Source organism: Mesorhizobium sp. U510 (assembly GCF_059180695.1).
Genome location: NZ_CP180532.1, coordinates 5,115,200 through 5,127,427 on the forward strand (window position 1 = coordinate 5,115,200; position 12,228 = coordinate 5,127,427).

Annotated in this window: 9 protein-coding genes; 2 read left to right on the plus strand and 7 right to left on the minus strand. The window is 62.9% G+C overall.

Annotated features, from left to right (window positions below; translation table 11 throughout):
* Positions 1-20: 20 nt before the first annotated feature.
* From ACLGL5_RS26605 to ACLGL5_RS26630, 6 genes are all read right to left on the minus strand, one after another.
* Entirely contained in the window at positions 21-1,493 is a 1,473-nt protein-coding gene (locus ACLGL5_RS26605; protein ID WP_019858721.1) for an aspartate aminotransferase family protein, read from the minus strand.
* Positions 1,494-1,554: 61 nt separating this feature from the next.
* The gene (locus ACLGL5_RS26610; protein WP_064984019.1) at positions 1,555-2,562 is read right to left on the minus strand and encodes an NAD-dependent epimerase/dehydratase family protein; all 1,008 of its coding nucleotides are present in this window, start codon (positions 2,560-2,562) and stop codon (positions 1,555-1,557) included.
* Positions 2,559-2,993: an EamA family transporter gene (locus ACLGL5_RS26615; RefSeq protein ID WP_019858723.1), complete on the minus strand. Its 435-nt coding sequence runs from the start codon at positions 2,991-2,993 to the stop codon at positions 2,559-2,561. Before ACLGL5_RS26615 ends, ACLGL5_RS26610 begins: the two co-directional genes overlap by 4 nt.
* Before the next feature lie 124 nt (positions 2,994-3,117).
* On the minus strand, positions 3,118-4,467 hold the full coding sequence (locus ACLGL5_RS26620) for an FAD-binding oxidoreductase (protein WP_069092384.1): 1,350 nt from the start codon (positions 4,465-4,467) through the stop codon (positions 3,118-3,120).
* 2 nt (positions 4,468-4,469) lie between these two features.
* Entirely contained in the window at positions 4,470-5,903 is a 1,434-nt protein-coding gene (locus tag ACLGL5_RS26625) for a UbiA family prenyltransferase (RefSeq protein WP_069092385.1), read from the minus strand.
* A gap of 226 nt (positions 5,904-6,129) precedes the next feature.
* Positions 6,130-6,393, minus strand: coding sequence for a hypothetical protein (locus ACLGL5_RS26630; RefSeq protein WP_027046960.1), 264 nt, complete (start codon positions 6,391-6,393; stop codon positions 6,130-6,132).
* Positions 6,394-6,606: 213 nt separating this feature from the next.
* On the opposite strand from ACLGL5_RS26630, the gene ACLGL5_RS26635 reads away from it, so the two are divergent.
* Positions 6,607-8,274 (plus strand): helix-turn-helix domain-containing protein, encoded by a 1,668-nt coding sequence (locus ACLGL5_RS26635; RefSeq protein WP_348628512.1) that lies wholly within the window; start codon positions 6,607-6,609, stop codon positions 8,272-8,274.
* Between the two features lie 12 nt (positions 8,275-8,286).
* On the opposite strand, the gene ACLGL5_RS26640 is transcribed toward ACLGL5_RS26635, so the two are convergent.
* Positions 8,287-10,776 carry a mechanosensitive ion channel family protein gene (locus tag ACLGL5_RS26640; protein ID WP_069092386.1) on the minus strand — a complete coding sequence of 830 codons (2,490 nt, stop codon included), beginning with the start codon at positions 10,774-10,776 and terminating at the stop codon, positions 8,287-8,289.
* A gap of 183 nt (positions 10,777-10,959) precedes the next feature.
* Between ACLGL5_RS26640 and ACLGL5_RS26645 the strand changes: the two genes are divergently transcribed.
* Entirely contained in the window at positions 10,960-12,219 is a 1,260-nt protein-coding gene (locus ACLGL5_RS26645) for a sarcosine oxidase subunit beta (protein ID WP_069093445.1), read from the plus strand.
* Positions 12,220-12,228 lie beyond the last annotated feature (9 nt).

Consider the following 12,228-nt stretch of genomic DNA (forward strand, 5'->3'; position numbering starts at 1 on the left):
TTGCCCTCAACGGACTTTCTTTAACGGACCTGGCTTTTGACGAAATCCTTCACGATCGAAACGATGCCGCGCGACAGCAAGCTGTCGAAGGCATCGACGAAGCGGTCGACATGCTCGCGCTGACAAATCAGCGGCGGCTCGAGCCTAATGACGTTGCGATTGTATTCGGTGAAGGCGACGAGCACGTCGTAGTCGCGCAGCAGCAGCGCGCCGACGAAACCGGACAGCGAGCCCTTCAGCTTGTCGTCGAGCACGCTGACCACCGGGCGCAGCACCATCGGCAAGGTCTGCGAGAAGTCGTGGAACTCCAGCCCGACCATAAGGCCTTTGCCGCGCACGTCCTTGATGATCTTCGGGTACTTTTCCTTGAGCGCCTGCAGCCGCTGCAGCAGATAGTCGCCGGTGACGGCGGCGTTGTCGATCAGCCCCTCGTCATAAAGCACGTTGAGCGCCTCGATCGAGGTGACGCAGGCCTCACCCATGCCGCCAAAGGTTGCCATGGCATGGATCATCGCCGTTTTCGGCGTGCCATAGGCCTTCATGTAAACGTCGCGCCTGGCGATCATCGCGCCGACCGCCGCCTTGCCGCCGCCGAGCGACTTGGCCAGTGCCGTCACGTCGGGAACGACACCGTAATGCTCGAAGGCATAGAAGCGGCCCGAGCGGCCATAGCCGCATTGCACTTCGTCGGCGACCCACAGCACGCCATGCTGGTCGCACAGCGCGCGCAGCTTCTGCCAGTATTGCGCCTCTGCCTGGATTATGCCGCCGCCGCCCTGGATGGTTTCGAGCACGATGACGCCGACCTCCGGATCGCTGCGGAACAGGCGCTCGACCGCCTCGATGTCGCCGAAGGGAATGCGCACCGTATTGTCGGCCACCTTGAAATCGGCGCGGTAGAGCTGGCCGTCGGTGATGCCGAGCACGCCCTTGGTTTTGCCGTGGAAGGAATTCTCGGCATAGACCACCTTCGGCCGCTTCGGGCCGGCAGCGCGTTCAGCGAGCTTCACCGCCGCTTCCATTGCTTCGGAGCCGGACGAGCCCAAGAACACCATGTCGAGATCGCCGGGCGAGCATTTGGCGAGGTTGTGTGCGAGCGCTGCCGCATATTGCGACATGAAGGCGATGGCGATTTCCTGGCGCTTCTCCTCCTGGAATTTTTTGCGTGCGTCCAGGATACGGGGGTGGTTGTGGCCGAAGGCCAGCGAACCGAAGCCGCCGAAGAAATCGAGGATCTTGCGGCCGTTCTGGTCGATGTAGAACATGCCTTCGGCACGCTCGATCTTGATCTTGTGGAAGCCGAGCAGCTTCATGAAATGCAGCTGGCCAGGATTGAGATGCGCCTTGAACAGGTCAGTCATGCGTGCCACGTCCATCGCCTTGGCCTGCTCGACACTGATCAGATCGGGCTTGGCTATTGCTGCGGGCGACAGCGCCGGCGCGCTCACCAGGGTGCGCGCATTCGTCTGTTCGGGCTTGGCCATGACGGTCATTTCAATCTCCTGTCCGCGCTGACGACCAGCGTCGTGCGCTATGAATAGTTTGGCGGGCCTGCTACTCGGCGGGCACATGTTTGGTGGCGACAGCGGGCCCGGCCTTCTTGGCGCGGTATTCGCTGTAGGCGGCGATCAGCATGTCCTCGTCGCGATATTGCGGCACCCAGCCGAGCTGGCGCTCGGCCTTGGACACGTCGAGCACGCACTCCTCGTCGGCGATCAGATATTGCTCCGGATCCATGATCGGCATGTTCATGAGATCGAGCAGGTCGAGCGTGCGCTTGACCGCCCAGCCCGGCGTCGGCAGCAGGATCGACTTCGAACCGGCATGGCGGATCAGGTCGCCGAGCAATTTCTTCACCGGCGGCGGGTTGAGGGAGCCGAGATTATAGGCCTCGTTGGGCACGCCGGCCTTCCAGGCGGCGCGGGCAGCTTCCGCGCAATCGAAAACAGAAATGAACTGATAGGGGTTTCTGCCCGAACCGATCATCGGCACCGGAAGGTTCCAGTCGATCAGCTTGAACAGTTTTTCGAGAATGCCGAGCCGGCCGGGGCCGATGATCAGGCGCGGCCGGAACAGCGAGATCGACATGCCGCGCGTGCGCCATTCGGCGGCGAGTTCCTCGGTCTTCTGCTTCGACCAGCCATATTCGCCGAGCGGCGCGACCGGGTGCTCCTCGGTCATCGGCTGGGTGACCGTGTGGCCGTAGATCATGTCGGTCGTGTAGTGGACGAGCCTCGGCGCACCAACCCTGTCCATGGCCTGCATGATGTGCTCGGTGCCGTGGAAATTCACCGGGAAGAAGAAGTCGTGCCGCTTGGCGCGCACCTGGATCGGCGACAGCATCTTGGCCGACAGATTGTAGACCATGTCGTCGGCCTTGAGCCCGACGGCGGCGACCGAGGCGGGATCGGTGACGTCGCATTGGACGAACCGGACGTTGCGGTAGTGCGCAAGGTCGCTCCTGGCGATGTCGGCGACGATGACCTCTTCGCCATCGGCGACAAGCTTGGGCGCAAGGTGGCGGCCGACGAAGCCGTCACCGCCGAAAATCACATGTCTCATCGAACGGTCTCGTTTGCAGGGATCTTGTCGGGCGCGATGGAAGCGGTCTGGTCCTCATGCCCTCGCCCGCTTTGCGCGATCAACACCGTGCCGACGCAGATGAAGGCAATGCCGGCGATGCGCCAGCCATTGAGGTCCTCGCGAAAGACGAAATAGGCGAAGATGGCGACGGCGACATAGGCGAGGCTAAGGAACGGATAGGCAAAGGAAAGCTCGACCTTGGACAGCACATAGAGATGCGAGGCCATGGAAATCACGAAGGTGCAGAGCCCGAGGAACACCCAGGGGCTGAAGACGATCTGCAGCAGCTTGACGAGCGGATTGACGCCCTCGAACGAGATCGGGCCAAGCGACATCATGCCTTGCTTCAGCATGAGCTGCGCAGCGGCATTGGTCATGACTGTAAATAGAATGAAGACGATATATTTCATACTTGCGCGCCCATCCCGTGATTTCCAGTAATACAAACCCGAAAAGATTTCGTGAACTCACGAGACTGTTTTGAGTAAACCTTGCGATTAACCGTTCGCTAACCACGATTCATTCCATCTTTATCTATTCGGCGGCCTCAACGCCGCGCCGCCGCAGGTCGATGCTGCCGGCCGTGCGCGCCCAGAAATCGGACATGAAGGCAGGGTCGCGCAGCGCTTCCAGCCTCGGCCAGTCCGCAAAGGAAGCAGCAAGGATTGCCGCACCCATGCGCGCATCCTTGTAGGGATTGACCGCCCCGCCGGCTGCGACTGTGATGCGGTCGAGTTCGCCAAGCAGGGCAAGCGTCGCCGCTCCCTTGTTGGGAAAATCCAGCGTCAGCGTATAGCCAGGCCTGGGGAATGACAGCAGCGCCGGCGAGCGGATCGAACCGAAGCGTTTCAGCACGGTGAGGAAGGACCCCTGCCCGGCTCGCCGGGCAGCCGCGAGCAATTCCGGCACGACGCTGCGCGCGGCCTCTTCCGGCACCACGCTCTGGTGCTGGAACAGCCCTCTGGGGCCATAAAGCCGGTTCCAATCACGCACGCCGTCGAGCGGAAAGAAGAAACCGTGGTAGCCGGTCTGGCGCGGCGCGGTCGCCTGGCCTTTCTTCCACCGGTAGGCGGCGTTGAAAGCGGTCAGGAACGGCCGGTTGAGCACATTGAACGGCGGTTGGAACGGCACGGAAAGATTGCCGCCGGCGCGCGAGGCCGCATGCGAGCCATGCTCGGCATGGTTGCCGGTGAACAGCAGCCCGCGCCCGCTGTTGCGGCCGCCGGCGAGTTGATCGATCCAGGCGACCGCATATTCGTTGGCCTGGTCCGCCGCCGCGGCCAGATCGAAGAATTCGCCGAGATCACGAAACGGCGTCGTCTTCTCGACGATGTCGAGCGAAGGCACCCGCATCAGCCGGATCGAGGCCGAGAGCATCAGGCCAGTCAGGCCCATGCCGCCGATGGTCGCCGCGAGCAGGCGCGGATTGTCCGTCGCCGAGCAGCGATAGGTCTTTCCATCGGACCGCAGCAGCGTGAAGCTTTCGACATGGCAGCCGAACGTGCCTCGCTGGTGATGGTTCTTGCCGTGCACGTCATTGGCGATGGCGCCGCCGAGCGTGACGAATTGCGTGCCCGGAACCACCGCCGGAAAGAAACCGTAGGGTGCGGCGTGCGCGATGATATCGGACAGCAGCACACCGGCATCCGCTTCGAGCACGCCGGTCTCGGCGTCGAAGGCGCGGATGCGGTTCAGCGTCCGCATGTCGACGACCGCGCCGGCCTGGTTCTGGCAGGAATCGCCGTAGGAGCGCCCATTGCCGTAGGCGAGCAGCGAGGCTTCCTTCGCCTGACCGCCCTTCAGCAGCGCGATGGCTTCGTCGGCGTTGATCGCGCGTGGTGCCGGCGGCGTGGCAAGGCCAAAGCTCAAAAAGCGTTCGGCCATGCCTACCAGCCTCCGATGACCAGCAGCACGGCGCCGATCAGCACCACGATCTGGCTGCGCCAGTCGCGAATGATGAAGACGACCGGGTCGTCATTCATCTCGTCGCGGCGCGCCAGGATCCAGACGCGCATGGTGAGGTAAAGCACGATCGGCGGCAGCGGCCAGATCAGCCACGGATGCGGGTAAAGCTCGCGCACCGCGACACTGTCCATGTAGAGCGCCAGAACCAGCGCCGAGGAGAAGGCGGAGGCCATGCCGGCCTGGGCGACGATCTCCTGGTCTTCCGTGCGGTAGCCACGGCCGGCAATGCGTTCGCCGGGTGGAATGGCGGTTGTGCGCAGTTCGACGAAGCGTTTCACCAGCGCCAGCGACAGGAAGAAAAAGATCGAGAAGGCGAGCAGCCAGAACGAGACGGCGACGCCGGTTGCGGCAGCACCGGCGATCACTCGGATCGAGTAGAGGCCGGCCAGCGTCAACACGTCGACAAGCAGCATGCGCTTGAACGACAGCGAATAGGCCGTCGTGACGACCATGTAACCGCCAAGCACGGCCAGGAATTCGAGCGACAGGAACAGCCCGGTACCGACGCCGATCGCCAGCAGCACCGCGATCGCGCCCAGACCGAACGGGATCGACAGTGCGCCGCAGGCGAACGGCCTGTTGCGCTTGGTGACATGCTTGCGGTCGAGCGCCAGATCGAAGAAATCGTTGAGGATATAGATCGCCGACGCCACCGCGCTGAATGAGACGAACGCCAGCAGGCATTGCCAGATCATGTTGGTGTTGAAATATTCGTGCGACAGCACCATCGGCACGGCGATCAGCGAGTTCTTGAGCCACTGATGCACGCGCAGCATCTTGATGATGGTCCGCAAGGTCGGCTTCGGCGCCGGCATGGTTTCGGCGCCATGCGCTGCTTGCCAGCGCGCCGCATGGCGGTCGGGCGCGACGACGATTGCATTGCGCGCGGCGTCGAAGACCTGGAGATCATGGCGGCTGTTACCGGCATAGTCGAAGCCGCCATCGCCATAGGCTGATATCAGCGAGGCGCGCTTCTTGCCGGATGTGAGGTTGTCTAGGCCGTCGGTCGCCAGCACCCGCTCGAAGATGCCGAGATGGGCTGATATGGCGTCGGCGAATTTGCGCGGCGTACCGGTCGCCAGCACGATCTTGCGGCCTTCGCCGTGCTCGGCGCGCAGCCGGTCGAGCAGCGGCGCGCGATAGGGCAGCGTCGCGGGGTCGATATCGATGCGCTGTGCGATCGCCTGCTTCAGCCGCGCCGGCCCGCCGGCGGCCCAGAACGGCACCAGAAAGATATAGAGCGGGTTCTTCTTGAGGAGGAGGAACAAGCCTTCCCACAACAGGTCGGTCGCGATCAGCGTGCCGTCGAGATCGACCGCAAGCGGTATTGCGTTCCTGTCCGACCGCGCATCCATGCCCGTCCTGCCCTGCCAGCGTATGATCCGGAAAACCGGAATCCCGTTGCGCGCCGCTTTTCGGCGTCTTGACTCTGGTATAGCGAGGGATGGCGTAGCGAACGTTAAAACGCCTGGTTGCAGGCGGCTGCCGCGGCGGTATTTCCGGCGTCATTGTTAAACAAGCGCTACCGGAAACGATAAAAGGCCGAGCAAATGCCCGGCCTTTCCAATCATGCCGCCTGGGTTACTTGATGCGGGCGACGCCGCCCGAGATTTCGACGGTTTCCGAGCCGGTCAGGGCTTCAAGGTCACCGTTCGGCAAGGTGACGAAGCAGCCGTTCTGGCAGAATTCGACGGTTTCACCACCGGCCAGCGCAAGGTCGGTCTTGCTGCCGCCTTCCGTCACGACCAGCGTGCGGGTCTCGGCGTCCTTGTTGACCGCGCTGGCGGCATGGGCCGAGCCGCTCACGGCGAGCAAGGCCACGGCAGTGACGAGAGACTTCCACATGTTGCAATATCGGTGTTCCCACCGCCTCTGTTGCATTTCGCAAGGCATTTTCGCCCTTTGCATGGGAGCTTATATGAGATGGAAGCTGAACCGCAACTGAATGCCGCATTCATGCCGCAATTGGTTTTGGCCTGTCCGCAAGCATACGCCCGACCCTGTTAATTTCGCTGGCCGGCACGATATGATGCCGAGGCGCAACGCGAAAAAGAGACCATGCACGACAACTGGCTTGAAACGATCGGCGTTGGCGTTGAGTCGCGAAGGATTGCCGCGGGGCTGACCCACTATGTACCCGCATCCATCAACCATCGGCTTGGAATCCACGTCGGAGCGCCGGTCAACGCGTCGTGCCATTGCGATGGAAAACATCACCGCCGGGTCCAGTCGGACGGCGACATCGATATTGTGCCCGCCGGGCTCGATGGCGACTGGAAGGATGACGCGGACTGCACCATCCTGCGGCTGTGGGTCAGTCCGGCGCTGGTTCGGCGCGCTGCCGAGGACCTCGATATCGACCCGGACAGGGTCGTCGTCAATCCGCAGTTCCAGCGCCGCGATGCGAGGATCGAACACATCGCCCATGCGCTGGCGACCGGTCTGAACCCGGATGTGCCATCCGACCGGCTGTATTTCGAAAGCCTGGCCAAGGCGCTGGCGGTCCAGATCATCCAGGGCGCTTCAAAGCCGGAAGCTCCAGCCAGACAAATGCTCTCTTTCGGCCAGAAGCGCAGGCTGACCGATTTCATCGAAGCCAATCTCGACCAGGATCTTTCGCTGGATGAGATGGCGCAAGTGGCAGCCATCAGCGTCTCGCATCTGAAAGTGCTGTTTCGCCGCACCTTCGGCATGCCTCCCCACCAATATGTCATCCGTCGCCGGGTCGAGCGGGCCAGGACCTTGCTGTATCAGGGGAAAATGCCGCTCAGCCAGATCGCGCTGGAAGCGGGCTTCGCCCGCCCATTCGGCATTCCTGACGTCCCACTGGTCAGGATGAAGGACACGGGCATGTTTGTTGTGTTGGGCGCGGCAGGAAAGATCGGACGGGCCACGATTGGTGCGCTTCGCAGGCATCACGTTCCACTCAGAACCTTGGTGCGAAACCCGTCGCACGCCGAGGAGTTCCGTGCGCTCGGTTGCGAGGCGGAGATTGCCGATCTGCGCGATACGCCGGCGTTGGCGCGGGCAACAAGGGGCGCCACCGCCGTTCAGGTCATCTGTCCAACCAGCGTCCGCGCCGATGATGCTTCGGCGGAGATGGAAGCCACCATTCGATCCGTTGTGAATGCACTCGATCAAGTCAGACCGCAAAGAATTCTGGCGATCTCGGACTATGGCGCCCAGCTTGCCGCCGGCACCGGCATCACGCTCACGTTCCATCATTTGGAAACGCAGTTGAGGACGATACCGGCAGCCCTGACGGTGCTGCGTTCCGCCGAGCACATGCAGAATTGGGACCGCTTGGTCGGCCGGGCAATCGAGACCGGCGTGCTGCAGAGCCTGCACCATCCCGTGACCAAATCCTTTCCGACAGTGTCGGCCGGCGATGTCGGGCTGATGGCGGCGGATCTCCTCCTTTCGGGCAGCGGCGATGCGCTGCACGTGGTCCACGCCGAAGGGCCAAATCGCTACAGCGCAGCCGATGTGGCGCGAACGCTTGGCGACATTGCCGGCCGCGCGATCGTCGCTCGCGAATTGCCAAGGCAGGACTGGGTTCCCGCCCTCATCGGCGGTGGCATCGGCACGAGTTATGCCGGACTGGTCGCCGCGATGTTCGACGCCCACAATGCCGGCCGCATCGATGTCGAGCACGGTGTCGGCGAAGTCAGACGCGGCAAGACCGATCTTCGCCCGGCGCTGGAGGCGTTGGTCGCGAGAGGCTGACGGCAACCGGCCCTAGCTGGGATCGGGCTTGCGCGCCTTGCGTCCAGATTTGGCGAGTTTTTTCGCTTCGGCCGCGGCTTCCACCTTTGCCTGTTCCTGTTCGGCGAAGTCGGCCTCGATCTTGTCGTCGTCGGTTGGCCAGGCCTTGGGCTTGTTCACCTCGACGACAGCGCGCGGCGTCGACGGGATCTCGATATGCAGGTCGCTGAACTTCTCAAGCACGGCAAAACGAATGTCGTTCTGCACGACGCTGCCGTTCATGATATCGGCCAGGAACACGCGGATTTCGAACTCGAGCGCGGCCGCGCCGAAATTGGAAAACAGCACGAAGGGCTCGGGGTTCTTAAGCACCATCGCATGGCTGCGCGCGATTTCCAGCAGGATGGCATGCACCTGCTTGACGTCGCTGCCATAGGCGACGCCGACCTTGATCTCGATACGGCCGAGCTTGTTCCGGTGCGTCCAGTTGCCGACGGCGTTGTTGATCAGGTTTGAATTGGGCAAGATCACCGACTGCCGTTGGAAAGTCTCGATCTCGGTGGCGCGCACGCTGATCTTCTTGACCGTGCCGCTGACGTCGCCGGCGACGATCCAGTCGCCGACCTTGAACGGCCGCTCGGCCAAAAGGATCAGGCCGGAGACGAAGTTGGAGACGACATTCTGCAGGCCGAAACCGATACCGAGGGAAAGCGCGCCGGCGACCAGAGCCAGGCTGGAGAGGTCGATACCCGCCGCCGATATGCCGACCAGCCCCGCCACGGCGACGCCGGCATAGCCGACCGCCAGCCGGATCGAATTGCGCACGCCCGTATCGACCTTGCCGCGCGCCATCACCGACCCGTCGAGCCAGCCCTGGAACCAGCGCGTGAGGAAATAGCCGATGATGAAGACGATGATGCCCGAAAGGATTCCGGTGACCGAAATCGTCACCGAGCCGATGGTGATCCCGGTCGCCAGCTTGTAGGCCCAGGCCTGGATGTCGCCGGGCTGGAAGCCCCACATCAAAAGGATCAGTGGCAGGAAGACCAGCACGATCATCAAATTGATGGCGACACTGACGACAAGGCCGAGCTGGTCGAGGGCGGCGTCTTCGTAGCTGGAGTTGGCCGACAGCCAGCGCCCGACAGTGGTGTTGGCGAACGCCCCCTCCTCGCCGATCGCCTGCGCCGACAGGAAGCCGATATAGGCGGTGATCAGCGCCGTACCGGTGACCACGACCTGCAGCGAGACGAACAGGGCAAGGCCGATATAGCCAAGCAGGGCGGCGGCGATGGTGAACAGGCCAAGCGCCAGCGCCAGATAGCGCAGCCAAGCCGGCCACGGCCGCCAGCTTCCGTCGCGTGCCTTGAACGGCCGCAGCATCGCCATCAGAATCAGGATGATGCCGACGACAATGGTGGCGACGAAACTGCGGGCGATGGTCAGCGACAGTGGCGAGCCCATCTTGTCGTTGATGATCGACAGGAAATTGTTGACGCCGATGACCACGGCCATGGCGGTTGTAAGCCGCACCAGCCAGCGCGCCGGGCCGGTTTGGACGGGAATAAGCCGCCAGTTCGGCAGCCGCGGCTCAAGCGCGGCATTGGTCAGCCGGTTGACGCAGAACACCACCGCGATGACGGCCGCCAGCGCATTCAGGAAGACGCCGATGTCGCCGCGCAACACATTGTAATAGTTGAAAAAGAACACCGTGGAGGCCAAGAACACGCCGACCGCCAGCGTCGGCAGCAAGGTCGACCAGAAGGCTACAGACAGGCGGCTGAGATAGGACGGATCCTCGACCGTCGGATCAGCTTCGAATATACGCCCGAAAAGCCGCCTGCCGCCGACCAGCAGCACCAGCGCCAGCCCGAGCGCCACGAAGGTTGCCGCGAGGACGGCCTGGAACTTGAACTTGAAAGCGAAACTCAGCCAGGACGACACCGCCTTGTAAAAGTTGGCGTATTCGTCCCGGGCGTCGGAAAACACCTGTGGGCTCAGCGCCTCGGACAGTGCGTAGCGCTTGGTCAAGAAGTTGCGGAACTGCTCGCTGCGCATATTGCCGATCTTGTCGATCAGCCCGCTGATGCGGATCGACAGGTTCTGCGCGCTGGCGACGACCGCGTTGATCTCGGCCTTTTCCGACGCCAGCGCTTGGCGCTCGCCGGTCACGATGTCTGGCTCCTGCGGCTGGCCCGCGGCCGGCGGCGGGCCTAGCACCTCGATGCGATTGTTGATGTCTGTAAGCCGCGGACGAAACGCCACCGCGCTGGTCAGCGCCGCCCGCGACAGATCCTCCAGTTGCAGACGGATGTCCACGAGCGAGGCGTCGTCCTCACCGTCCTGCTGCATCTTCTTCTCGAGATCGTCCGTCTTGGCCGTCAGGCCCTGGATGACTTTCTGCTGATCGGTGATCAGGCCGATGGAGCCCTGGCCAAGCGCCTGCGCCATCGCCTCGAACGAAGGCGACGCCGAAATGACCAGCGTGAAAACCAAAACGAGGCGAAGCAATCTCAAAAACATGACTATTGGCGACTCACGGGCGGCAACGGCATTTAAAAAGCCTGTCCTTGATAAAGACGGCCATATCGTCGGGCAAGCCGTCGCATCGCGGCGTCGGCCAGTCGAAAGGCCATGGCGCAATATTGGCTTTGCGGATGCGGCCTGCTCTATAGTCTGCCGCATCGCCCGAACCGGATGACAATGATGGCAGAGTACTCGGCCTTTTCGCTGCTCGCGAACGCGCTCAAGGGAAACAAGGACTGGAAGCCGGCCTGGCGCAAGCCGGACCCGAAGGCTTCCTATGACGTCATCATCATTGGTGGCGGCGGCCACGGGCTGGCGACCGCCTACTATCTGGCCAAGGAGCACGGCATCACCAATGTCGCCGTGCTGGAAAAGAGCTGGCTCGGCTCCGGCAATGTCGGCCGCAACACAACGGCCGTGCGCTCGAACTACCTGTTGCCCGCCAACACCCGCTTCTACGAACATTCGATGAAGCTATGGGAGGGCCTGTCGCACGAACTCAACTACAACGTCATGTTCTCGCAGCGCGGCTGCCTGAACCTGGCGCATACGCCGGCGCAGTTCGACGACTATGCAAGGCGCGGCAACGCCATGCGCCATCTCGGCGTCGACGCCGAACTGATGACGCCGGCGCAGATCAAGCGCCTGATCCCGGCGCTCGATATCTCCAGCGACGCACGCTTTCCCGTCGTCGGCGGCCTGATGCAACGGCGCGCCGGCACCGCCCGTCACGATGCGGTGGCCTGGGGTTATGCGCGCGGCGCCGACCGGCGCGGCGTCGACATCATCGAGAATTGCGAGGTCACCGGCTTCCTGCGCGATGGCGATCGCGTCACCGGCGTCACCACGTCGCGCGGCGACATCAGGGCCAAGAAGGTGGCGGTCGCCGTGGCCGGCAGCACCGGACGCGTCATGCGGTTGGCCGGCATCGAGACGATGCCGATCGAGAGCCATGTGCTGCAGGCCTTCGTGACGGAATCGCTAAAACCCTTCATCGACACGGTCGTGACCTTCGGCATGGGCCATTTCTATATGTCGCAGTCCGACAAGGGCGGCCTTGTCTATGGCGGCGATATCGACGGCTACAACAGCTATGCCCAGCGCGGCAACTTGCCCATCGTCGACGAGGTGATGAGCGAGATGCTGGCGCTGTTTCCGGGCCTTGCGCGTGTGCGCATGCTGCGTTCGTGGGGCGGTGTCTGCGACATGTCGATGGACGGTTCGCCGATCATCACCACCGGTCCCCTGCCCGGCATGTATCTCAACTGCGGCTGGTGCTACGGCGGCTTCAAGGCGACGCCGGCCTCCGGCTGGACCTTCGCCTGGACCATCGCCAAGGATGAGCCGCACGATTTCAACGCGCCGTTCACCCTCGATCGCTTCCACCGAGGCCTCGTCATCGACGACAAGGGCCAGGGCGCGAACCCCAGGCTGCATTAGGAATATTCG

Coding starts and splice junctions, on each gene's coding strand:
- ACLGL5_RS26605 (WP_019858721.1), bottom strand. CDS start 1,493: ATGACCGTCATGGCCAAGCCCGAACAGACGAATGCGCGCACCCTGGTG.
- ACLGL5_RS26610 (WP_064984019.1), bottom strand. CDS start 2,562: ATGAGACATGTGATTTTCGGCGGTGACGGCTTCGTCGGCCGCCACCTT.
- ACLGL5_RS26615 (WP_019858723.1), bottom strand. CDS start 2,993: ATGAAATATATCGTCTTCATTCTATTTACAGTCATGACCAATGCCGCT.
- ACLGL5_RS26620 (WP_069092384.1), bottom strand. CDS start 4,467: ATGGCCGAACGCTTTTTGAGCTTTGGCCTTGCCACGCCGCCGGCACCA.
- ACLGL5_RS26625 (WP_069092385.1), bottom strand. CDS start 5,903: ATGGATGCGCGGTCGGACAGGAACGCAATACCGCTTGCGGTCGATCTC.
- ACLGL5_RS26630 (WP_027046960.1), bottom strand. CDS start 6,393: ATGTGGAAGTCTCTCGTCACTGCCGTGGCCTTGCTCGCCGTGAGCGGC.
- ACLGL5_RS26635 (WP_348628512.1), top strand. CDS start 6,607: ATGCACGACAACTGGCTTGAAACGATCGGCGTTGGCGTTGAGTCGCGA.
- ACLGL5_RS26640 (WP_069092386.1), bottom strand. CDS start 10,776: ATGTTTTTGAGATTGCTTCGCCTCGTTTTGGTTTTCACGCTGGTCATT.
- ACLGL5_RS26645 (WP_069093445.1), top strand. CDS start 10,960: ATGGCAGAGTACTCGGCCTTTTCGCTGCTCGCGAACGCGCTCAAGGGA.